Source organism: Aerococcus sp. Group 1, assembly GCF_000193205.1.
GTDB lineage: Bacteria > Bacillota > Bacilli > Lactobacillales > Aerococcaceae > Aerococcus > Aerococcus urinae_A.
Window position 1 is genome coordinate 1,845,919 of sequence record NC_015278.1, and the last position, 21,245, is coordinate 1,867,163.

Below are 21,245 nucleotides of genomic sequence, written 5' to 3' on the forward strand. Positions count from 1 at the left end.
TCCCAAGCGCTTTTCAATCTTTATCCTATTCAGTTTTCGGATTAATACATACCTGGTGCGCCTGCTCCTGCAGCTGCATCATTTCCTGCATTTTCTTCTGGATGGTCAGCAACAACTGCTTCAGTAGTTAAAATCAAACCAGCTACTGAGCCTGCATTTTGTAAAGCAGAACGTGACACCTTGGTTGGGTCAACCACACCATCAGAAATCATGTCTACCCATTCACCGCTAGCAGCGTTGTAACCAACACCTTGGTCTTTATCGTGAATGTGTTCCACAATGACAGAACCTTCTAGACCAGCATTTTCAGCGATTTGACGTAGTGGGGTTTCGAGGGCACGAACCACGATGTCTGCACCAGTTTGTTCGTCACCTTCTAAGGAGTCAACGACTTCTTTCACCTTGTCTTGGATATTCATGAAGGCAGTACCACCACCAGCTACGATACCTTCTTCAACCGCAGCACGAGTAGCGTTTAAAGCGTCTTCGATACGTAATTTACGTTCTTTTTGTTCAGATTCGGTCGCTGCACCCACGCGAACAACGGCAACCCCGCCAGCTAATTTAGCAAGACGTTCTTGTAATTTTTCACGGTCATAGTCAGAAGTAGTTTCTTCAATTTGTTTTCTGATATGAGCCACACGTTGTTCCAATTGTTCCTTGTTACCCTTACCTTCAACAATGGTGGTATCGTCTTTAGTAATGGTTACGCGGGCAGCTTGACCTAATTGATCAATGCTGGTGTCTTTCAATTCAAGACCTAAATCTTCAGTAATGACTGTCCCACCGGTAAGAACAGCTAAGTCTTCTAATTGTTCTTTACGACGGTCACCAAAGCCAGGCGCTTTCACAGCAACGACATTGAATGTCCCACGAATCTTGTTCAAGACTAAAGTAGGAAGCGCTTCACCTTCAACATCGTCGGCCACTAATAATAAGGATTTGCCTTGTTGTACGATTTGTTCTAATAATGGAAGGATATCTTGGATATTAGAAATCTTCTTATCAGTGAGAAGGATGTAAGGATCATCGAGAACAGCTTCCATCTTATCATTGTCGGTTACAAAGTATTGGGATAAGTAACCGCGGTCAAATTGCATCCCTTCAACAACGTCTAAGGCAGTGTCCATGGATTGTGATTCTTCAATAGTAATAACACCATCTTGGCCTACTTTTTCCATAGCGTCAGCAATTAATTGACCAACTTCTTGGTCGCCGGAAGAAATTGCCGCAACGTTAGCAATAGATTCTTTAGCATTCACTGGAACAGAAATTTCTTTCAAAGCTTCTACTGCCTTGCGGATAGCTTGATCCATCCCACGACGAATACCCACAGGATTTGCCCCTGCTGTCACGTTCTTAAAGCCTTCATGGACGAGGGCTTGAGTTAAGATGGTAGCGGTAGTTGTCCCGTCACCGGCAACATCATTGGTCTTAGAAGCGACTTCAGAAACTAATTTAGCTCCCATATTTTCAAAGTGATCTTCTAATTCAACGTCTTTAGCAATAGTCACCCCGTCATTGGTGATTAATGGAGAACCATAGCTACGTTCTAAGACAACATTACGTCCCTTAGGTCCTAAGGTTACTTTCACGGTATTAGCTAATTTATCAATACCTTCTACTAAAGATTGTCTTGCATCACTTGAATATTTAATATCTTTGGCCATTCTATCTATCTCCTATTTTAAATCTAAACATGATCGAGAATTCAATGTTTTTTTGTTGATTGTCGAAGTTCAGTCAATGATTATTCAACTACAGCAGTTAAATCTTTTTCTTTAATGATGAGGTAATCTTCCCCTTCATAGCGGATTTCACTTACTGCATATTTTTCAAAAATAACTTGGTCACCCACTTTAACTTGAGGGGTGTAGTCATCAGTAGCATCAGCAACGGCTACCACTTGACCTACTTGAGGTTTTTCTTTAGCAGCAGATGGTAAAACGATGCCAGAAGCAGTTTTTTCTTCCTCTTCTTGGACTTGAATAATCACACGTTCATTTAACGGCTTTAACATTTAAAATATCCCTCCAACTTTCTCTTACTAATTAATAACACTTTTAATGGTTTGTTAGCACTCATCAACTCCGACTGCTAACTTACAATATTTATAGTAAAACATTTCTAACTATAAATCAAGTGATTTGTTGACTTTTTTTGACCTTTTTTACTTTTATAACTTTAAAAATATAAAATGTCATTTAAAAGTATATGCCCTTAAAGTTAGGAAATTAAGTTAGATTAAACTCTTTATTCTTTGATTTTTACTATTGATGACAAGAAAAAAGCCCTCAATTAAGAGGACTTTACTAAGCGACTGACAAAAGTTAGACCTGATCTTCAAGTTAGGGCCTGCTAACTTTTGCTAGTTCGACTAACCTTTCTTTTTATTTTCACCATTTCGATTACCAATGTAGTAAATCAGGGTTTGCAGCTCATTGGCTAAATCGACGTTTTGGACATGAATATCTTCAGGAACATCTAAAACCACCGGAGTAAAGTTCAAGATGCCTTGTATACCAGCTTCTCCTAATTCACTCACGGTATCTTGAGCGACTTTTTCCGGAACGGTCATAATGGCAATCAGAATTTCCATTTCTTGAATCCGTTCCTTTAATTCACTCATTGGGTAAACCGGTACCCCACTGTGGACTGTTCCTACAATCTCAGGATTAATATCAAAGGCCGCCCCAATCCGAATATTATTGGTCCGTTTAAAGTTATAATTTAATAAGGCGTTCCCTAAATTACCCACCCCGATTAAAGCAACTGTGGTGAGGCGGTCTTGGTAGAGTTGGCGACTAAAGAAGTCCAAGAGAGCTTCAACATCATAACCATAACCACGCTTCCCTAGGGCACCAAAATGTGAGAAATCCCGACGAATAGTGGCACTATCCACTTTGATCGCCTCACTGAGTTCACTGGAAGAAATCCGTGTCTTACCCATATTCTTAAAATTATGCAAGTAACGGTAATAAAGCGGTAACCGCCTAGCCGTTGCACGTGGAATTTCCTTCATGTTTCCACTCCTTTTCACAAGATATCAAATACATTTTATCACCTAAATCATAAAATGAAAAGAACTTTGTGAAAAAATCACATAAATCTTTTCAGCTAATTTTCATTAATTTTAAAACTTTGTGAATAATACCGCCCCTTTCTAAGGGAAAGTTCACAAAGCCAAAAAATATCTGCCGATAAAATGTGATACACTAGTGAAGACAATAATAAACGATTTAGGAGGAAAGGATCCAATGATTGTACTACAAGGATCAAAACTCATGCGACGTTTTGGCTCCGATATTCTTTTCCAAGATGTCCAAATGACCATCCAAGATAATAGTCGCACTGCCTTAGTCGGGCGAAACGGTACCGGCAAATCCACCCTACTAAAAATGTTAGCGGGCATTGAGGAACCCGACCAAGGGCAAGTCACCCGGGCTAAGGGCAAGACCATTGCCTACATGGACCAACATGCTGCCATTGAGAATAGTCAACGGACAATTTATGAAGAAATGCGGTCGGTTTTTAAAGAATCCATCGCCCTCATCCACCATGCTGAGCAAGCCGCTCAAGACTTGGCCGATGCCCAGGATGAAGCATCCTACCAAGAGGCTCTCAAACGCTATGACCAATTACAAGAAGAAGTCAACCAAAGCAACGCCTATGGCTATGATTCCGAAATCCGCATGGTCCTCCACGGCTTTCAATTTCCCGAGTCAGATTACGACAAACCCATCAATCAGTTATCTGGTGGTCAACGGACTCGGCTAGCCCTGGCCAAGGTCCTCCTCGAAAAACGCGATACTCTTATCCTTGACGAACCCACCAACCACTTAGACATTGAAACCCTGACATGGCTCGAAGACTACCTGCCTTCTTATCCTGGAGCCCTATTAATCGTTAGCCACGACCGTTATTTCCTAGACCATGTCACCAACGAGACCTATGAAATGACCGGATACAGTATGGAATATTATAAGGGCAATTATTCCTTCTATCTCAAAGAAAAAGCCGTCCGCCTCGAAAGTTGGCAAAAGGCCTATGATAAACAACAAAAGAAAATCGCCAAGTTAGAAGACTATGTGGCTCGTAACCTGGTCCGGGCTTCGACCACCAAGATGGCCCAGAGTCGGCGTAAGCAACTCGAAAAGATGCCCAAAATCGAAAAGCCTAAGCAAGACGAAAAAAGTCCCCACATTCAATTCCTAACCGACAAGTCCAGTGGCAATGTGGTCCTTACTGCCGACCACTTAGGCATTGGTTACGATGATCACTTACTTTCCTATCCGATTGAAATGGATATTAGAAAACAACAAGCTATCGCAGTGGTGGGACCCAACGGCGTGGGCAAATCTACCCTCTTAAAAACCATTATCCAAGAAATTCCTGCCATCAAAGGGAAAATTCACTATGGCGCCAACGTGACTATTGGCTACTATGACCAAGAATTAGCCAAACTCCACAGCAATAAGGATGTCCTCCACGAACTTTGGGATGACCATCCGACCATTAACGAGGAAAACATTCGTACCATCCTGGGGTCTTTCCTCTTTTCCGGACAAGACGTGGAAAAATCGGTAGCTATGCTGAGCGGGGGAGAGAAGGCCCGGCTTGCCCTCGCCAAACTCTCCTTTAACCATGATAATTTCTTGGTCCTCGACGAACCGACCAACCACTTGGATATCGACTCTAAGGAAATTCTCGAGAATGCCCTGATTGCCTATGATGGGACCCTACTCTTCGTCAGTCACGACCGCTACTTTATTAATCGGATTGCTACCCAAGTGCTTGAAATCAGTCCGGAGGGTTCCACTCTCTACCTGGGCGATTATGATTATTATCTCAATAAAAAGGCCGAGCAGGAAGCACGGCTAGAAGAAGAAAACAAAGAAAATCAAGCCAGTCTTACTGAAGAAAAGCCAGCACCCAGCCAGTCCGCCCAAGCCTATCAAAATCGTAAGGAACGCCAAAAAGAAGAAAGAAAACTCCAACGACAAAGCGAGAAAATCGAAGCAAGTATTGAAGGCTTAGATGAAGAAATAGCAGAGATCCAAGAAGAAATGACTGACCCTGATATTTTACAAAATTACTACGAATTAAACCAACTCGACCAGTCCCTTAAAGAAAAGCAAGCCCGCCAAGAAGAACTCTTTAAGGAATGGGAAGTCGTTCAAAGTCAGTTGGAAAGTTTTGACCAATAAAGATAAAAAAGGTATGCCTACACCAGGACTCAAGACTAAGTCCTCCTGTGAGCATACCTTTTCTTTTAGCCTTCATACCATTCCGTATGAATCACCTCAATGGGATACCATTCTTCAATTTTATCAAGATAATTAAGCAAGCGTTGCCGACTCTTACTGTATGAATTAGACACCAAGCCAAAAGCGACAACAGCTTGATTGACTAGGCCCAAGTCAGCAATTTCAGCGGCAGTCATTTTTTCACGCTGTTGGGCTCGTTCGATCATACTTTTGACGATCCGGCGTTTGTCCTTTAGCGTATAAGATTGGTCAATAATAAAAGTCACTTCTAGACCGAGTAAGACCATCTTTCCGCCTTTAAATTTTCCTCAAAATCAACTTAGCCTCAACTAATTTTCATCACCCAAGTCTAAACCAGGATTAGCATCCAAGTCCAAGTCGACAAAGTCGCCCTTTTGGTATTGCGGGTAGGCAGCCGCTGCGATCATTGCCCCATTGTCCCCACATAGACTCAGGGGTGGATAGGACAGGCGCACATTAGGGTGCTCCTTGGCCAGCTCAGTTTCTAAGCCTTTTCTAAGTGCAGAGTTAGCCGCCACGCCTCCGGCAACCACTAATTGTTTAACCGGATAAGCAGCGATCGCCCGCATGGTTTTGGTCACTAAGACTTCCACGGCTGCTGCTTGGAAGCTGGCTGCCACATCATTGGGATTTAATTTTTCTCCCTTTTGTTCAGCATTATGAGCATGGTTAATGACCGCAGATTTCAGACCACTATAAGAGAAGTCAAAATTATCCTCATTGATCATGGGGCGGGGATAGTCATAAATGGCCTGACCTTCTTGGGCCATTTCATCCATGCGTTTGCCCCCAGGATAAGGAACCCCTAAAATACGGCCGACCTTATCATAGGCTTCCCCCACAGCGTCATCACGGGTATCGCCAATTTTTTGATAGTGGCCGTCTTCTTTCATATAGACTAATTCAGTATGTCCCCCACTAACCACTAAGGCTAATAAAGGGAAAACCATTTGATCAGAAATATTATTGGCGTAGATATGACCCGCCATATGGTTGACCCCAATTAAGGGTTTATCATGGGCAAAGGCCAGAGTTTTAGCCGCAGTGATCCCAATCAGTAAAGACCCCACTAAGCCAGGTCCCTTGGTGACCGCCACAGCATCGATCTCGGGCCAGGTCACGTTCGCTTCCTTCATGGCATAATCAATCACCTGAGTAATTTGCTCGACATGGTGGCGGCTAGCGATCTCTGGGACTACCCCACCAAAACGCATATGACTTTTAATTTGTGTGGCAACGACATTACACTTCATCTCTTTGCCATCAATAACGATCGCTGCACCGGTTTCGTCACAGCTTGATTCAATTCCCAATATTGTTGTCACTGGTCGATCTCTCCCATAAATAAACTTTTGCATCTTCATGATTATCTTGGTAATAGTTTTCGCGTTGGTCAATACACTTAAAACGCTGGCTCTCATACAAGGCCTGGGCGGGGATGTTGTGAGCACGGACTTCTAAGAAACAACGGGCTAAGCCTTGTTCTTCTAAGTAGACCAGGGCTTGAGTCAAAAGGAAGGCCCCCAAGCCCTGGCGCCTTCTTTGGGGGCTGACTGCAAAATGCAATAATTCCCCTTCATCAGCCAATAATTGAAAAGTAGCTGCCGCTAAGACGACTTGCTTTTCATCTAGCAAGAGGAATAAATAGAGTCGCGGACTGGCTAAGCCCCGTTCCAACCAATCCCTGGCGATGTGAGGCATATGGTCAAAAGCCTCCTGGTAAAAAGCCAACACCTGCTGACTAATCCCGGGTATCTGTTTGGCCTCCGGTCGGTGGTAGACTATGATTTGCTTCATCTTCTTGGGCAACCTGGTGGGCTTCATTTTGCCAAGTCAGGGTGAGGGCGTCTTCGTGGTTATCACGGTAATAACGCTCCATCTTTCCCGTTGCCTTAAACCCCTCTCGTAGATAAAATTTCTGAGCCCCTTGATTGGATAAACGCACTTCTAAGGTTATCGAGTCGCGTTCCAGCTCAGGAGCTAAGTGTTTGACCAAGTCTAAGAGCTTGGACCCAATCCCTAAGGACTGGTAGCTAGGTAGTACGGCTAAATTCGAAATATGAATCGATTCTTTGTCCCGCCGACAACCTACAAAGGCCAGCAGTTCTTTTTCCTTAAAGGCTTGTAGGTAAAAAGTTGACGGATTGTAAAGCATGTCATTATAGATATCCTTCTTGGACCACATCTGATGCCCATCATAAGCCGCCCGCTCCAAAGCCACCATTTGGTCAATCCACTCCGAATCGGATATCGCTAAATCAAGCTCCTGGTCTAGGCCGTAAGTCAATGTGGCCTTATCCAAATCGATCTGCTGACTCAGAGCCTGGCCGGGTTCATCAGCAAATAACTGGGTAATTTTATTGCCCAGCTGAAACAGCCAGCGATCAAAGCATTCTTTCCACATAATGGCCTCGGTTTGCTTGGGCTTCTTGAGGGTGCTTTTCCTCCCAGCGCTCTTCAGCTTCCGCCAGTTTGGCATACTCCGGTAAGAAAGTAGCCACATCTTCCTTTTGAAGAGCTAAGTTCACTAAGCTCGGCGCATGGATAACCCCTTTTTCTGCTGGCAGTAGCTGGGCTTGGTCGCCCAAGTATTCTTGAATGGTTTCTTGGAATTGGTCGATATCTGTACTAATGAAGTACAGGGGCACTGTTGGATAAGCCGCCTTTAACTGGTTCAACCAATCCGCTAAGCGGTAGTGGCCTAAGTTCAATCCCCCAAGAGCTTGTCCCTTACTGTCATAAGCCATAGCAAAAACAGTTTGCCGTCTGGCATTAATTAAAGGGCAAATTATTCCATCTTCAACTGCTGCATTAGCGGCAATAGCTTCTAAACTAGTGACTGAATAAAGTGGAATATTTAAGGTCCAGGCTAAGGTCTTGGCAGTAGTCACTCCAATTCGAAGTCCCGTATAGGATCCTGGTCCCCGAGTAACAATTACCCGGTCAAGATCCTTCACTTCCCAAGCAACTGTGGTAAACAATTGCTTAATCAAAGGTAAAAGAGCCTTAGAATGTTTAATTTTGGTATTAGTGGTAATTTCCATTTTGGTCGTCTGATCTTCAATCAGAGCAATACTCATAGAAACCGTCGATGTATCGATAGCTAATGTTCGCATGATAATCCCCTTTGTGCTTCAAACTCATGTAGGTCTATTCTAACATTATTATATAAATGGGGCTAGGTGCTAGCTTGACACGAAGAAGCAAGAAAGTTGCAGGTCCATCAAATCCTTGGTATATTGTACTAGCTGCAAATAGCTAATGGTCAAGAGACCAAGATTAAAGGAGGTCTTAACATGGACGAATTACTCAAACGCATTAATGAACTCGCTAAAAAACAAAAAGAAGATGGTTTAACTGCCGAAGAAAAGGAAGAACAAGCAAAACTTCGTCAAGAATACTTGAAGATCTTCCGTGGTAACTTCAAAAACATCATGATGAATACCAAAGTCATCGATCCCGAAGGTACCGACATTACTCCTGAAAAACTCAAACAAGCTCAAGCAGAGCATCACGGTAAAGGACAAAATAAATAATTATCTGATACCGCTGAAGGAATAAAAATAAACGGTTCTATAATATTTGGTGTTGATGGGAGCCAACGGCTCTTCATTGGCACCATTTTTTGATACACAAAAAGCCATGGAAGGCCTATACTGAAAATACAATCCAAAACACAGAAAGGCGGATTCCATGACTCAATCTAATTGTATACAAAATCTCTTTAATATAAAAGATGAAAATATTGAAATTGAAGATAAAGTAGTGGAGGAAAAGAAAAATAATATCATTCATAAGGTTATTTTTGGAACCTTAACTAACCATCCTTCTCACTGTTCCCATTGCGGACATATCAACGAATCACAAGCTGATATCGTTAAAAATGGATTTTATTCAAGCGATATCTTACTAACGACCATTAATGGAGGTCAACCCGTTACTTTGCGTCTTAAAAAGCAACGTTTCTTTTGTAAGCACTGCCAAAGGACTTTTAATACTGAAACCCCCATAGTGGCAGCTAATTGCTATATTTCTAAAGCGCTAAAAACTGCGATTACTTTTGCTCTTAGTGAAACGATAGCGATGACTCTTATCGGTAAACAACACAATGTTTCTGTATCGACGGTGATTCGTCTTCTAGAAGAAAGAGGGAAAGCATTACTACCTAAATTTAATTATTTGCCCCAGTGCCTTTCTTTTGATGAATTTAAATCAGTGAAAAATGTTAGTGGCGCGATGAGCTTTATTTTTATTGATCCCCTAAACCATCGGTTAATTGATATTGTTGAAAATCGACAAAAGAACGAATTAATCCACTACTTTATGCGTTTTTCTTACAAAAGTCGACAAGCTGTCAAAATAGTTACGATTGATATGTATAGCCCTTATATTGAAGTTATCCGCGCTTGTTTCCCTAATGCAAAGATACTATTTGATCGTTTTCACGTTATTCAACATCTTAATCTGGCAATCAACTCCGTACGTATTCAACTGATGAATCATATTCGCTATCAATCACCACGTGATTATCGCAAATTAAAACAGTTATGGAAGTTACCTTTAAAAAATGAATGGGAACTTGACTATAAAAACTTATATACACATCGACTTTTTGACGGTCTCGTTTCAGAACAGATGATTGTCGATTACCTCATCAATTTATCTCCCGAATTGTCACGTACCTATACCTATGTTAATCGCCTAAAATACAGTATTTATACCCATGACATTCAGTCATTTAAAGACTTACTCATTGAAGTCAAGAAGTACACTTTTCCACGTAGAGTACGAACTATTTTTCAAACCTTAGAAAGATATCAAGAAGGTATTTGTGAAGCTTTAACGTATACTTTGTCTAACGGTCCAATAGAAGGAATGAACAATAAAACGAAACTGATCAAGCGCACAGGTTATGGCTACCATCGTTTTGATCATTTAAGAATACGTATAATAATGGCTTCTCGCTTGGTATGTAATGATTTCCAACCTCGTTCACTCACTTTTTCAGAAGCAGCATAATCTTTGTGGTATTTATTCATTATTTATAATATTGCTTTCTCACTCTCTGTCTTCGCCTACGGCGAAAAAATAAGAAACAAGAGGCCTTTTAATCGTACCCTTTTTCACCTATCAGAAGCTATTAAAAAATGCCATACCATTTCTGATATGACATTAATTATAAAAATTCCTATCAACACTATTTGACAGAGAACCATTAAGAATAGCTTATATTGGCTTGATAACGGCAATTATTAGCTTAATAATAGCCTTAATCCAACTTATAGCAATGCTGTAGTAGCTTTACCAAACGGGCGCCTTGTGCGCCCAACCTTTGCTATTATTATACCACGCACGAAAGCAGGTGACAACATGACCAAAAAGAGACGACCAGGTCGCCTAGCTACAGGACGAAAACGAAATATACAATTTAAATTAAACCTATCGCCAGAAGAAAAAGAACTTATATCATCTCAAGCCGAAAAACACGGCCTCAGCATGACCGATTACCTCATGACCTTAGTACACAAAGACAAAGACCACCAATAATCTTACTTATATATTAGGCTTTTTTAATAACTAGCTTTTTGTTTGTCTCAATAAATAGTCAATAGAAACATTATATAAATTAGATAACTTTACAAGCATGTCGTGCTTAGGCAATGACTTTTTATATTTCCAAGGATCACCCCCGCATCTGCGGGAACTATCGAACAGAGCTCCTACTCGCTCAGCCGCTTAACTACTTAACAAACAGAAAACTAAGCCCTTGCTTTTATTTCGTCAGAAATTTCTAAATAAATTGGGGTGTGGTCTTGGCGGGTACCGGAATCAATCATTTCCGACTTTTCCACGGCGTTGGCAATGCGGTCACTGACCAAGAAATAGTCAATCCGCCAGCCTGAATTATTGATTTTACTGGTTTTGACCCGCTGTGCCCACCAGCTATAGACGCCTTCGACATCACCATGAATATGGCGGAAAGTATCCGTGAAGCCCTGGTCCAATAACTTGGTAAAACCAGACCGTTCTTCATCGGTAAAGCCGGCTGACTTATGATTATTTTCCGGATGGGCTAGGTCGATTTCCTTATGAGCCACATTAAAGTCACCCGTCGCTATCAAGGGCTTTTCTTGGTCCAGTTGACTGAGGTATTGGGCATACTTCTCATCCCAAACCTGACGTTCAGCCAACCGTTTCAACCCATTTCCCGCATTAGGGGTATAGACTTGGGTAAAGTAAAATGCACCAAAATCAAGGGTAATGATCCGTCCCTCACTATCCATAGGTTCCGGTGCCCCTATCTTAGGATAAGTAATGATTGGTTCAAGGGATTTCTTATAGAGAACCATGTTTCCGGCATAGGATTTGCGGGCAGGTTCGACGGAACTCACCCAAGCGTTATTATAGTCAGGGAACCATTCTTCCAAGGCTTCTTGATGTTTTTTTGTAGGCCCTTTGGCGGATAGTTTGGTTTCTTGTATAGCAATAAGGTCCGGATCATATTGGTCAATGGTCTCTAGGACTTGGCGTGACAATTGGGCCCGATTGGAATCACTAGTTAAGGCGGCATTTAAAGAATCAATATTCCATGAGATAAATTTCATTAATTACTCGGCTCCTTTAGTTTTTCTTTCAGTTCTTTCAGTTTATCATAAAGCAGCCCAATGCCCTATTACTAAGGATCGCTAAAGAATCGCTAACCTCTACTAGCCATCATAAGAAAGACACTTATCACCAAGACCTTTCAAATTCTTCCAATAATGCATGGCGATCAGGATAACGATCCTCCAACTGATTAATAAAGCAGTGACGAACAAATTTTCCCCCGCTAATGGAATCCATATTCTTGAGAAAAGTTGCAATGCTTTGAAATTGTGGACGACTCTTAGCAGTCTCAAGATCAACAAGGGCTTGTTTCAGGTAGCCAGTTAAGATTTGCACCGGATATTTTTCCGACTTATCAGAGACTTGACTAGTCTCCTCTCTATGGCTAAGGGCAAAACGGCGCAAATAATCAACACTAGCTAGGTAGTCTAAATGCCGACTCGCAAAGTCAACCACCTTCTCACTAGGCTCTAGCTCTTGGTAGAGTTTAAACAGGGCTTCAAAATACCACTCTAAATCTTGGTCTGGAAACTTCTCTTGCAAGGTTTCTAGACGGTACATACAAGCTTTCAGTAAACGGCGACGCTCGTGGAAACGGTCAAAGTGACGCCCGATCACTTGAGGAAGGAGGAGGTCAATCCAGAAACTGTGGTGATTGTTTAATAGAGCCAGTAACATGGCTAGACCCTCTTCACGTTCTTCCTGGCTGAGATAATCAACAATAGACCCATAGGCCTGGTCGCAGAGGTTGATCACAATGGCTGCTTGGCCAAATTCCTCTTCAAATTCAACCTGTTCGACCATTTCAATGACATGGTTTAATAGCATCAAAGCAATAAGAGTCTGACCATGATGGAGAATATCATTAAGATTGTTGTTCAAATACTTGGTTAAGTCTTCGATTAAAGCAAAGCCCTTAAAAATAGGAATTTTTCCTGACTGGCTATGTTTAGAATAAATATCATCTACTTCATCAAATAAATCAAGGATAACATTTAATTCATCATCGGCAACTTCATCTTCTCTTTCTAGAAGACTATCATAAAGCTCATTAGCAATTCGGGGATTATCCAGAAGGACTTGCTTAAAATAGTGGAGCAAGCTTAGCCTGGGCAATTGGGAAAGCAAGCGGTCTAATTTAGGAAAATGATGGCTCATGGCATATTCACTATAAGGTCCGAATTGATAGTACAAGGCTGCTGCCGCCATGTGTTTGCAGGCTTTTCCACTATCCGCATAGGGACAGTCACAGGTCATCTTTGATGCTTCATCTTCCCGGTCCAGGTTTAATTGGACCTGATACTTTTCACTGCCCCTTACCCAGAAGTGATAGGTCTGATCCTTGACATAGCTATCTTCCACCCGGTCATCAGCATAATAGAGATAGCCACGTTCATAGATTTTTTTAGGGAATTCCTGACCAAGTAACCGCATAAGCATTACCTCCTTTCCTTCCAGCTCTTATCATCATTATACTAAAATGAAAGCGACTAGTAAGTAAAGAAAAGCCCCTGCAAGTTTGTAGTGACCCCCAAAAGTTGGACTAAGAATTCAACTTTTGGGGGTTATTTTTATGTCTAAATATTCATTAGAATTTAAACTGAATTTAGTAGGAGACTATATTGCGAAAAAAGGAAGTTATCGAACCTTAGCTAATAAAGCAGGAATAGATCCTTCTATTTTACGAAGGTGGGTTAATAACTATTATGAATTTGGTGTAGATGGTTTAAAGAAAAGGCGGACTCAACAGGTTTATACTGTTGAATTCAAATTAAATGCGATAGAATTGTATGAAAGTACGGAAATGAGTTATCGCGAATTGGCCAATTCATTAAACATGAATAATCCAAGTCTAATCGCTAATTGGCGAAGAGCTTATCATGAAAGAGGACTTGATGGCCTTTCCGCGAGGAAAGGAAGGCCACCTAAAGTGTCTAAAAAGAAATCACAAATCAATCAAATAAAGGATAGCAGCGAAACCAATCAGTTAAGTGAAGCAAAAATAAAGGAACTTGAACAACGGATTACGGATTTAGAAATTGAGAACAAATTTTTAAAAGGATTGAGGAGACGTGTGGCTCAAAGAGTCAAGCGAGAAAAGAAGAAATAGTGACCGAAATCACACGTCTCCATGATGAAAAATATGCTTTAAAAGATATTCTTAGCGTTTTAAAGTTTCCTAAATCGACCTACTTTTATTGGAAAAATAAAGATGAGGAAATTGATAAGGATGCCGATTTAAAAGAGGAAATGAAAGACATCAGAGAAACCCATAAGGATTATGGTTATCGAAGAATGCGAGCTGAACTGCTTTCCCGTGGTTATAAGGTCAGTAAAAACAAAGTTCAACGCCTAATGAAAATTATGGGGATACAGGTCACTAGCTATACTAGAAAGACAAGAAAATATAATTCCTACAAAGGAACGATTGGAGAGATAGCGCCAAATCGTATCAACCGGCGGTTTGATTCGACCATTCCTTATCAAAAAATAACAACAGACACAACAGAATTTAAATACTACTATGCCGATGATTCTGGGAATTATCAAACTGGAAAACTCTATTTAGATCCTTACATGGATCTATTTAATCGAGAAATTATTTCTTTTAAGATAACACATCAGCCTAATGGACAAAGCATGTTGGAGGGGCTACAAGCTGCCATTGAAGCAAGTAAATTATGTCCATACAGAAGAACCTTTCATTCTGATCAGGGCTGGGCCTATCAAATGAAAAGTTACACCCGGCTCTTGAAGGATCACCGAATTTTTCAAAGTATGTCTCGTAAAGGAAATTGCTTAGATAATTCGCCAATGGAGAATTTCTTTAGTCTACTAAAACAAGAAGTCTACTATGGTCGGACTTATCATTCCTTTGAAGAATTAGCACAAGCGATTGAAGATTTTATAATCTATTACAATGGTGAAAGAATCAAAGAAAAATTAGATTTTAGGAGTCCTATAGAATTTCGTCTTCATCACGCTTCTTTCGCCGCTTAATGATTACACATAAACTTTAAACTTATCAAGAGCCGCTACGCTCTTCCTCTTGACAAGTTTAAATTTCTGAGTAAATGTGTCGGCAAGAAATAAGCAAGAACTGTAAGCAACAAAAAAGAGCTGGCCAAAGGCCAACTCACTATATATAAAGTCCAACTTATTGGGGTCACCATAGTTTCCATCACTTTGCAGGGGTTATTCCATTCAGATTTTATTAGTTTCCCTAAGCCCTAATTCACGCGATTCTTAGCGTCACCGGTTTCAATGACCTCAAGGGCACTGTCTAAACCACCATCCACTAAAGCCTTAATGGCGTCATCGGTGTAGTAGGCCAAGTGAGGGGTGTAGAGAATCTTTGGATGATTGATCAAGGTTTTCAGGCGTTCATCTTCAACCGTTTTATCGCTCCAATCCTTGAAGACGTATGGCCCTTCTGCTTCATAGGTATCAAGGGCTGCTGAAGCAATATGACCAGAATCAATGGCTACTAATAAAGCATCGGTATCTACCAAGGCGCCCCGGCCATTGTTTACCAGAATGGTTCCTTCCTTACATTGGGCCAATAAGTCAGCGTCAAACATATGGTAATTATCCTTGGTTAGGGGCATATGGAGGCTGACAATATCTGCTTGGGCTACAGCTTCTTCAAGCGAATCCACAAAAGTAAGGTATTTTTCTGCCGCTGGATCAGGGGCAATATCGTAAGCAACTACCTTCCCGCCAATCCCAGAATAAATGCGAGCCAGTTCTTGGCCAATGTGTCCAGCCCCAATCACAGCTAGGGTTAAGTCTTTTAAGACCCGGCCACGAACTTCAGGAGAACGGGAGAAGTTATGTGCCTTGGTCCGCGGTAAGATATTATTCAAGCGACGATTTAAATAAATAATAGTTCCTAAGGTGTATTCAGCAATAGAAACTGGGGAATAAGTAGGCACATTAGTAATAATAATGCCATTTTCCTTAGCTTGGTCTAAGTCATACATATCCACACCGGCTGAGCGTTGGGCGATTTGTTGAATGCCTAAGTCATGTAAACGCGAAAAAATCGGTTCTTCAATCCGAGGCACTTGGGATGTCGATACTCCGTCGAATCCTGCCGCCAAGTCCACCGTATCCACTGTCAACTCTTCTGTTACCAGCTTCACTTCAACTTGATGACGACTGGCCCAGGCTTCTACCAAAGGTTTCTCTTCAGCAGTCACAGCATAAACGATAATTTTAGTCATAAAATCGCCTCTTTCACTTTTTAATAATAGTACTATGAAAATTAGGCTTTGGCTATAATAACTTCTTCCGAAACCAATTCCTAATTTAAGATAGCAAACAAAAATTGAGAATAGCACAATCTACACAAACACCACTATCACGGATCCTCACGTGCAGCACAGCAATTATCTCACGATTTTTATGCTTTCTCACTATTCAGCCAAGCGGCTTTAATGCTATAATCCTCAATGTTAGAAACGAGGAATTATCTATGTCTAAAATTGCTTTAAATTGGAAAGAGCGTCTAATCATTGCTCTCATGCTCTTTGGGCTTTTTTTCGGAGCCGGAAATATCATCTTCCCAGTCTCCCTAGGTCAACAGGCGGCTAGCCATGTGGGGCTAGCCGTGACCGGTTTTAATATTACTGCAGTGGGCCTACCTTTACTCGCCATTGCGGCTATGGGTTTTTCAGAAACGGAATCCGTCTTTCAAATCGCTAATAAGGTCAATCGCCCTTTTGCTTATTTCTTTACCGTTGGTCTCTATCTGACTATCGGCCCCCTTTTCGCCACACCGCGCTTAGCCACCGTTTCCTATGAAGTAGGAATCACTGATTTTGTGCCTGACCACTTAGAAACTCCCGCCCTGTTCTTATATTCAGCGCTCTTCTTTCTTTTGGTCCTATTCTTTAGTTTACGCTCATCTAAAATCATTGAATGGGTGGGCAAATATTTAACCCCAGCCTTTCTTATCCTATTGGCTGTGATCTTAATCCGAGCCCTCTTTGACACCGGAGGCTTCCGTCAAGTACTCTACCCTTCCCCAGCCTACCAGGCGGCCCCTTTGGCTATGGGACTATTAGAGGGCTATAACACCATGGATAGTTTAGCGGGATTGGCCTTTGGAATTATTATTATTCAATCAATTCGTGAATTTGGTATTCAACAACCCCGACAAGTCTCTCGAGAAGTGATGACATCTGGGAGTTTAAGTATTCTTTTGATGGCTTTCATCTATATTGCCTTAGCTTTACTAGGCACCCATAGCTTACAATTTATTCCCCTGTCCGAAAACGGTGGTCAAGCTTTATCACTGATTACTCGCCATTACTTCGGTTTAGCAGGACAAGTCCTCTTAGCCCTTATGATTACCGTAGCTTGCTTGAAGACCGCCATTGGACTAGTGGTGGCCCTAGCGGAAACTTTTGATAAATTTCACTTTTTCAATCTCAAGCAAAAGCATTGGACCATTATTGCCTGTCTCTTGGCCTTTCTGGTGGCCAATATCGGTTTCGACGCGATTTTATCCTTATCTCTACCAGTATTAATGTTACTTTATCCCCTAGCTTGTGTGTTGATCTTACTTAGTCTCTTACCTCAGAACTGGCAAAGTCCCGCACTCTACCAAATCACGATGGCGGTAACTTTTGTCCCAGCCTGCTTAGACTTTTTAAAAGCTTCTCCTGATTTTATCAGCCAAAGTGGACTAGCTAGTAGCCTAACCCAATGGGCCAGTCACTATCTGCCTTTCTTTGACCTCGGTTTTGCCTGGCTCATACCGGCTACTGTAACCATTATTCTCTGCTTACTTATCCAAAAAATTAAGCAATAAACCAAAAATAGCGCAACTAGTCTCTAATAGAGGGGCCAGATGCGCTATTTCTTATTTTCTATAAGTTAATTTACTTCACTTCCCACATATCCAAAACTGGGCCTTGGGGCAGGATTTCTTTACCAAAGGAATCACGCCCGTTCTTACCGAGGTAAGTCCCTTCCTTAATGGCTTGGAAATTAGTCGATTGATGAAATGCTGGGATTTGGTGTAATTGTTGTAAATGATCCCATAGATGCGGGAAATCACTTAAACGGTACTTATTAACCTGAAAGGCTGTATAGTAAGTGGTATCAAAACGAACTAAGGGGGTATAAAGGACAACATCCGCCAAGGTCAAACGGTTGCCTACTAAATAATCCTGTCCAGTTAAGGCTTGGTCAATTTCTGCAAGAGAGTCAAAAAATTGATCAGCATATTTTTTATAGTCTGCTTGTTCACTAGCCTGATGGGCCTTGGCCGGCGCTCCGATTAGGTCAGACCCAATTCTGTCAAAGCACTGGTCAATCGCTGCCCGCTGGTCTGCAGGATACAAGTCCTCAACTTGACTCGTCCCTAAGTCCTTAAAACGAGTAGAAAAATCCTTAATAATATCAAGGGATTCTTGGCTAACTACTTCTTTTGTAGTCAAGTCTACCAGGGCAGGAACTGAATAAGGACCATCATAATTCGGATCAGTATTATGATAGAGCTCACTTAGGTATTCCACTTGTAAAACTGCATCTTGATTGCCGGCTTGGTTAGAAAAGTCCCAAATTTTATCAGTTTTGATGGGCGAAGTGACTGATTTCCCAATCACATCCTCTAAGCCTAATAAGGAACGCACAATATCCGTTCTCTGTGCAAAAGGACAAGACTGGGAAATAACTAATTGATAACGGCCACTTTCTACTGGATAATCATAGTCTTTATCGTATACTCTTGACATAAAAGCACTCCTCTTTTTTAATTCCTGTCTTCTTACTCTCTCATTATATAAGAGGGGCTAGGCGGATGATAGTTTTCCGCTCAAGACACTTCCTTAAGCAGACAAAGTTAAAATCATAATCGCTCCGGCAGCCACTAAACCTACCAAAAGGGCTTCAATGGATTTTTCCACTAAAATACTCCCCACTTGATGCCAATAGGAGCCTTTTGGAAGGTTACGCACTAAGAGAGAGCCATTGACAAAAGCCGTTAAAATCATCCAAACCAAAAACAGAAAAACTAGGGCAATCGACCAAGAAGGATTGATTATGAACTCTACCATAATTCCGACAAAGGCAAGTTCTAAAATTATTGCTGCCAGACAAAAATACCGGTCTTTCTTCCATAGGGAGCGGATAAAATACCTGCGCTTTTGAAAATGATTTGAATTTTCTTTCATAACTGCCACCACCTCAGTTTACTTATTCAATGAAATTATACTAAATCAGGTGGTTTTATAGTACCGAAAGCCTGAAAAGGTTGAAACTTAATATAATAAAAAGAGCTCACCATAAATAAACTAGCGAACTCTTGTCTTTACTAAAAAGGAAGGTCAATGTCAAAGATAGGGTCAAAGTTTCGATAGAGTTGCTCTTCTGGACTACCTAAAAGACCACGATCACAGTCAAAATGAGGGGCAAAGCCAAGATCAAGCTTTTGATCGATTGGTTCTTGAGGCGTATCCAGGAGGCCAGAATAATCTACATAACCATTTTTACCTTCCTTAACCCTGATATTGAAAATCGGATCAACTAGTGAAGGTCTATTATTATAAGAATTTGTATTATGCCTTCTCAATTCTTCTTTAAATGTTTCGTAGCCCACATTATTAGAAAAAACACACACCGTCTTTCCATAAAATTCTCCAGGGGAAATAATTTTTAATTTAATAAATTGACTTCCATTCGATGCGATATATTCTATGAAAGAAGATATTTTCACTTGAACCTTTTTTCCTAGGCCATGGTATTTATTCTTGGTACAGGACAAGAATTTAAATTGCATTCCCGGATTCTGCGTTTTTAGTAGGCTTAGCGAAATCTTAGCCGTATCCCCTCTTTCAAAGAGGTCATCAATCACTAGACCAATCGGTTGGGCTGAGCCGGTTCTTGAGTAGCTGGGAAAATCTTCAGGCAGTCGAATACATGATGCTTCGAAGTTTTCACTGCTGACCATAGTATCTTTAGCCGTCACATTATCTTTTTTAAAGAGACAGCGTTTGTGGTAGGGAACACCTAATTGATCTGAAAGAACATTGACTAAATCATAGATAAATTTCACTTGACCATTAGGATTCCAGCGTGTTCGTGGATTAAAAGAAGGAGCAGGAATAAGAAAATCAAATAGTAATCCAATCTCTCTAAGTCCTTGGCCGACAAAACCCGCTAATTTGAATAATTCATTCATGTAAGCATCTTTCAGCCAATTGGGTAAATCATTGTAGGGCTTATGCATTTGAGGCGTATATACGTATTTTAATTGATAAATGCACTTTCCTATTTCGGTATGCTCTGGACCTCTATCCTCATTGACTTTGTCCTTATACCAATCCAGGTAATAGGCTTCAAAATCGGTAATTGCTTTAATAGGATGAATATGTTTTAGTTTTTCTGCTTGATTCACTGCCATAATGATAGCCTTTCTAGACTAAAAAAGCGTCGTTTGTTGGAAATCAGAATCTTCACTAACAGTCAGTTGACGTTCGTTTTTTAATAAATCAGAAAATTTGCTAAAAATTTTATCACGCTTGATTGTAGCAGGATGTTCGTCTTTATTTATACCTCGAGAGGAAAGAATTAAGTCTTTTTCTTCCCCAGTCAATTGCTCCTCTTGATAGCTATTCATCAATGCTTCCAGCTGCTTGAGTCCTTCCTCTCCCTTTAAGTTGCGATAGCGCATGGTGTTTTCATATAAATAAAAAACTTTACCGATTTACCTTGTAACAACAACTGTATCGTGTTCCTTAGGGTACCGGAAGAAACCTGAAGAGCACCAAAACGGTTTTTTTGATGGGGTCAAAAATCGCTAGCCCCCATTGAGAGTCATTAACCATTTGTCGGTCCTTCATCATTTGTTGCTCTTGACCATTGAGCCCTTCATTAGGGTGGACATAGCGAAGTTTCCAATCTTTTTCAAGTGCTATCCGTGGCTTCTGATTTATAGTAAAAATTTCCACATTTTTATAATCCTCGAGGCGGAGCAAGTCAGCAACTTCTTTATCGACCCCCTTGTTAGAGTCCCCTAAGTTAATCTTTAAGCCTTGGTCAATAATTGCATCAATGGATTCTAGTACTTCTTGGGATAATTGATTTTGCGTTCTCGACCCAGAGATGAAAACACTCCGAGTTGTTTCAGCCATAAACTTCCACCTCCAAAAGTTTACAATAATACCTGTGTATATTATAAGATCTCCTCCCAAATAAAATAAAGGAGAGAATCACAAATTGACTTCGCTCTTATATTATAGCATGTTCGATCCAAAGCTTGGATAATGAGAGTTGAAGACCGCAAGAGGAAATAAAAATAAGTTAATAAAAAAGAGACTTCAATAAAGCCTCCAATAAATC

The 21,245-nt window shown here is 41.0% G+C and carries 22 protein-coding genes; 6 read left to right on the plus strand and 16 right to left on the minus strand.

Annotated features, from left to right (window positions below; genetic code table 11):
* Nucleotides 1-41: 41 nt before the first annotated feature.
* The 3 genes from groL to HMPREF9243_RS08605 all read right to left on the minus strand — a co-directional run bounded on the left by groL (nucleotide 42) and on the right by HMPREF9243_RS08605 (nucleotide 3,022).
* Entirely contained in the window at nucleotides 42-1,670 is a 1,629-nt protein-coding gene (gene groL, locus HMPREF9243_RS08595; protein WP_013668604.1) for a chaperonin GroEL, read from the minus strand.
* A gap of 80 nt (nucleotides 1,671-1,750) precedes the next feature.
* Nucleotides 1,751-2,020 carry a co-chaperone GroES gene (gene groES, locus HMPREF9243_RS08600; RefSeq protein WP_013668958.1) on the minus strand — a complete coding sequence of 90 codons (270 nt, stop codon included), beginning with the start codon at nucleotides 2,018-2,020 and terminating at the stop codon, nucleotides 1,751-1,753.
* A gap of 357 nt (nucleotides 2,021-2,377) precedes the next feature.
* Complete coding sequence (locus tag HMPREF9243_RS08605) at nucleotides 2,378-3,022, minus strand: redox-sensing transcriptional repressor Rex (protein WP_013670120.1); 645 nt, start codon at nucleotides 3,020-3,022, stop codon at nucleotides 2,378-2,380.
* A 235-nt stretch (nucleotides 3,023-3,257) separates the two neighbouring features.
* Here HMPREF9243_RS08605 and HMPREF9243_RS08610 point away from each other — a divergent pair, with 235 nt between their 5' ends.
* Complete coding sequence (locus tag HMPREF9243_RS08610; RefSeq protein ID WP_013669061.1) at nucleotides 3,258-5,207, plus strand: ABC-F family ATP-binding cassette domain-containing protein; 1,950 nt, start codon at nucleotides 3,258-3,260, stop codon at nucleotides 5,205-5,207.
* A gap of 65 nt (nucleotides 5,208-5,272) precedes the next feature.
* Here HMPREF9243_RS08610 and HMPREF9243_RS08615 read toward each other — a convergent pair whose 3' ends face one another.
* The 5 genes from HMPREF9243_RS08615 to tsaB are packed head-to-tail and all read right to left on the minus strand — an operon-like array spanning nucleotide 5,273 to nucleotide 8,404.
* Nucleotides 5,273-5,554 carry a DUF503 domain-containing protein gene (locus HMPREF9243_RS08615; RefSeq protein WP_013669589.1) on the minus strand — a complete coding sequence of 94 codons (282 nt, stop codon included), beginning with the start codon at nucleotides 5,552-5,554 and terminating at the stop codon, nucleotides 5,273-5,275.
* Between the two features lie 42 nt (nucleotides 5,555-5,596).
* Nucleotides 5,597-6,613 (minus strand): tRNA (adenosine(37)-N6)-threonylcarbamoyltransferase complex transferase subunit TsaD, encoded by a 1,017-nt coding sequence (gene tsaD / locus HMPREF9243_RS08620; protein WP_013669592.1) that lies wholly within the window; start codon nucleotides 6,611-6,613, stop codon nucleotides 5,597-5,599.
* Nucleotides 6,591-7,085, minus strand: coding sequence for a ribosomal protein S18-alanine N-acetyltransferase (gene rimI / locus HMPREF9243_RS08625; RefSeq protein ID WP_196793327.1), 495 nt, complete (start codon nucleotides 7,083-7,085; stop codon nucleotides 6,591-6,593). Before rimI (HMPREF9243_RS08625) ends, tsaD begins: the two co-directional genes overlap by 23 nt.
* On the minus strand, nucleotides 7,030-7,692 hold the full coding sequence (gene rimI, locus HMPREF9243_RS08630; RefSeq protein WP_013669951.1) for a ribosomal protein S18-alanine N-acetyltransferase: 663 nt from the start codon (nucleotides 7,690-7,692) through the stop codon (nucleotides 7,030-7,032). Before rimI (HMPREF9243_RS08630) ends, rimI (HMPREF9243_RS08625) begins: the two co-directional genes overlap by 56 nt.
* Nucleotides 7,673-8,404: a tRNA (adenosine(37)-N6)-threonylcarbamoyltransferase complex dimerization subunit type 1 TsaB gene (gene tsaB / locus HMPREF9243_RS08635; protein WP_013669245.1), complete on the minus strand. Its 732-nt coding sequence runs from the start codon at nucleotides 8,402-8,404 to the stop codon at nucleotides 7,673-7,675. The genes rimI (HMPREF9243_RS08630) and tsaB overlap by 20 nt, the downstream gene beginning before the upstream one ends.
* A gap of 180 nt (nucleotides 8,405-8,584) precedes the next feature.
* Between tsaB and HMPREF9243_RS08640 the strand changes: the two genes are divergently transcribed.
* From HMPREF9243_RS08640 to HMPREF9243_RS10530, 3 genes are all read left to right on the plus strand, one after another.
* A complete protein-coding gene (locus HMPREF9243_RS08640; RefSeq protein ID WP_013669214.1) occupies nucleotides 8,585-8,824 on the plus strand; it encodes a DUF896 domain-containing protein in 240 nt (79 codons plus the stop codon).
* Nucleotides 8,825-8,981: 157 nt separating this feature from the next.
* The gene (locus HMPREF9243_RS08645; protein ID WP_013668509.1) at nucleotides 8,982-10,307 is read left to right on the plus strand and encodes an ISL3 family transposase; all 1,326 of its coding nucleotides are present in this window, start codon (nucleotides 8,982-8,984) and stop codon (nucleotides 10,305-10,307) included.
* A 351-nt stretch (nucleotides 10,308-10,658) separates the two neighbouring features.
* Complete coding sequence (locus HMPREF9243_RS10530) at nucleotides 10,659-10,835, plus strand: plasmid mobilization protein (protein WP_013669955.1); 177 nt, start codon at nucleotides 10,659-10,661, stop codon at nucleotides 10,833-10,835.
* A gap of 212 nt (nucleotides 10,836-11,047) precedes the next feature.
* Here HMPREF9243_RS10530 and HMPREF9243_RS08650 read toward each other — a convergent pair whose 3' ends face one another.
* Nucleotides 11,048-11,893 (minus strand): exodeoxyribonuclease III, encoded by an 846-nt coding sequence (locus HMPREF9243_RS08650; protein ID WP_013669310.1) that lies wholly within the window; start codon nucleotides 11,891-11,893, stop codon nucleotides 11,048-11,050.
* A 127-nt stretch (nucleotides 11,894-12,020) separates the two neighbouring features.
* On the minus strand, nucleotides 12,021-13,328 hold the full coding sequence (locus HMPREF9243_RS08655; protein WP_013668875.1) for an SWIM zinc finger domain-containing protein: 1,308 nt from the start codon (nucleotides 13,326-13,328) through the stop codon (nucleotides 12,021-12,023).
* A gap of 139 nt (nucleotides 13,329-13,467) precedes the next feature.
* On the opposite strand from HMPREF9243_RS08655, the gene HMPREF9243_RS10385 reads away from it, so the two are divergent.
* A protein-coding gene (locus tag HMPREF9243_RS10385; RefSeq protein ID WP_101560582.1) for an IS3 family transposase occupies nucleotides 13,468-14,894 on the plus strand; the annotation gives its coding sequence in 2 pieces (ribosomal slippage) (nucleotides 13,468-13,978 and nucleotides 13,978-14,894; 1,428 coding nt in all).
* A 230-nt stretch (nucleotides 14,895-15,124) separates the two neighbouring features.
* On the opposite strand, the gene HMPREF9243_RS08670 is transcribed toward HMPREF9243_RS10385, so the two are convergent.
* Nucleotides 15,125-16,120 carry a D-2-hydroxyacid dehydrogenase gene (locus HMPREF9243_RS08670; protein ID WP_013668993.1) on the minus strand — a complete coding sequence of 332 codons (996 nt, stop codon included), beginning with the start codon at nucleotides 16,118-16,120 and terminating at the stop codon, nucleotides 15,125-15,127.
* A gap of 251 nt (nucleotides 16,121-16,371) precedes the next feature.
* Between HMPREF9243_RS08670 and brnQ the strand changes: the two genes are divergently transcribed.
* The gene (gene brnQ, locus HMPREF9243_RS08675) at nucleotides 16,372-17,712 is read left to right on the plus strand and encodes a branched-chain amino acid transport system II carrier protein (RefSeq protein WP_013669277.1); all 1,341 of its coding nucleotides are present in this window, start codon (nucleotides 16,372-16,374) and stop codon (nucleotides 17,710-17,712) included.
* Nucleotides 17,713-17,782: 70 nt separating this feature from the next.
* Here the strand turns inward: brnQ and HMPREF9243_RS08680 are convergent, their stop codons facing one another.
* The 5 genes from HMPREF9243_RS08680 to HMPREF9243_RS08695 form a co-directional block, all read right to left on the minus strand.
* Entirely contained in the window at nucleotides 17,783-18,640 is an 858-nt protein-coding gene (locus tag HMPREF9243_RS08680; protein ID WP_013670124.1) for a glutathione S-transferase C-terminal domain-containing protein, read from the minus strand.
* A gap of 93 nt (nucleotides 18,641-18,733) precedes the next feature.
* Nucleotides 18,734-19,078, minus strand: a complete 345-nt coding sequence (locus tag HMPREF9243_RS08685; protein ID WP_013669201.1) for a hypothetical protein — start codon at nucleotides 19,076-19,078, stop codon at nucleotides 18,734-18,736.
* Nucleotides 19,079-19,218: 140 nt separating this feature from the next.
* Nucleotides 19,219-20,301 (minus strand): hypothetical protein, encoded by a 1,083-nt coding sequence (locus HMPREF9243_RS08690; protein WP_155812011.1) that lies wholly within the window; start codon nucleotides 20,299-20,301, stop codon nucleotides 19,219-19,221.
* Nucleotides 20,302-20,325: 24 nt separating this feature from the next.
* The gene (locus HMPREF9243_RS10055) at nucleotides 20,326-20,577 is read right to left on the minus strand and encodes a hypothetical protein (RefSeq protein WP_049776782.1); all 252 of its coding nucleotides are present in this window, start codon (nucleotides 20,575-20,577) and stop codon (nucleotides 20,326-20,328) included.
* A 64-nt stretch (nucleotides 20,578-20,641) separates the two neighbouring features.
* On the minus strand, nucleotides 20,642-21,037 hold the full coding sequence (locus tag HMPREF9243_RS08695) for a hypothetical protein (protein ID WP_013669623.1): 396 nt from the start codon (nucleotides 21,035-21,037) through the stop codon (nucleotides 20,642-20,644).
* Nucleotides 21,038-21,245: the final 208 nt, after the last annotated feature.

Excerpts from the sequence above, each read along its gene's own strand:
- brnQ (WP_013669277.1), top strand. The coding sequence starts at position 16,372 with ATGTCTAAAATTGCTTTAAATTGGAAAGAGCGTCTAATCATTGCTCTC.
- HMPREF9243_RS08610 (WP_013669061.1), top strand. The coding sequence starts at position 3,258 with ATGATTGTACTACAAGGATCAAAACTCATGCGACGTTTTGGCTCCGAT.
- HMPREF9243_RS10530 (WP_013669955.1), top strand. The coding sequence starts at position 10,659 with ATGACCAAAAAGAGACGACCAGGTCGCCTAGCTACAGGACGAAAACGA.
- HMPREF9243_RS10055 (WP_049776782.1), bottom strand. The coding sequence starts at position 20,577 with ATGCGCTATCGCAACTTAAAGGGAGAGGAAGGACTCAAGCAGCTGGAA.
- rimI (WP_013669951.1), bottom strand. The coding sequence starts at position 7,692 with ATGTGGAAAGAATGCTTTGATCGCTGGCTGTTTCAGCTGGGCAATAAA.
- groL (WP_013668604.1), bottom strand. The coding sequence starts at position 1,670 with ATGGCCAAAGATATTAAATATTCAAGTGATGCAAGACAATCTTTAGTA.
- HMPREF9243_RS08650 (WP_013669310.1), bottom strand. The coding sequence starts at position 11,893 with ATGAAATTTATCTCATGGAATATTGATTCTTTAAATGCCGCCTTAACT.
- HMPREF9243_RS08645 (WP_013668509.1), top strand. The coding sequence starts at position 8,982 with ATGACTCAATCTAATTGTATACAAAATCTCTTTAATATAAAAGATGAA.
- tsaB (WP_013669245.1), bottom strand. The coding sequence starts at position 8,404 with ATGCGAACATTAGCTATCGATACATCGACGGTTTCTATGAGTATTGCT.
- HMPREF9243_RS08615 (WP_013669589.1), bottom strand. The coding sequence starts at position 5,554 with ATGGTCTTACTCGGTCTAGAAGTGACTTTTATTATTGACCAATCTTAT.
- HMPREF9243_RS08680 (WP_013670124.1), bottom strand. The coding sequence starts at position 18,640 with ATGTCAAGAGTATACGATAAAGACTATGATTATCCAGTAGAAAGTGGC.
- HMPREF9243_RS08655 (WP_013668875.1), bottom strand. The coding sequence starts at position 13,328 with ATGCGGTTACTTGGTCAGGAATTCCCTAAAAAAATCTATGAACGTGGC.
- HMPREF9243_RS08640 (WP_013669214.1), top strand. The coding sequence starts at position 8,585 with ATGGACGAATTACTCAAACGCATTAATGAACTCGCTAAAAAACAAAAA.
- HMPREF9243_RS08685 (WP_013669201.1), bottom strand. The coding sequence starts at position 19,078 with ATGAAAGAAAATTCAAATCATTTTCAAAAGCGCAGGTATTTTATCCGC.
- HMPREF9243_RS08695 (WP_013669623.1), bottom strand. The coding sequence starts at position 21,037 with ATGGCTGAAACAACTCGGAGTGTTTTCATCTCTGGGTCGAGAACGCAA.
- groES (WP_013668958.1), bottom strand. The coding sequence starts at position 2,020 with ATGTTAAAGCCGTTAAATGAACGTGTGATTATTCAAGTCCAAGAAGAG.
- rimI (WP_196793327.1), bottom strand. The coding sequence starts at position 7,085 with ATGAAGCAAATCATAGTCTACCACCGACCGGAGGCCAAACAGATACCC.
- HMPREF9243_RS08670 (WP_013668993.1), bottom strand. The coding sequence starts at position 16,120 with ATGACTAAAATTATCGTTTATGCTGTGACTGCTGAAGAGAAACCTTTG.
- HMPREF9243_RS08605 (WP_013670120.1), bottom strand. The coding sequence starts at position 3,022 with ATGAAGGAAATTCCACGTGCAACGGCTAGGCGGTTACCGCTTTATTAC.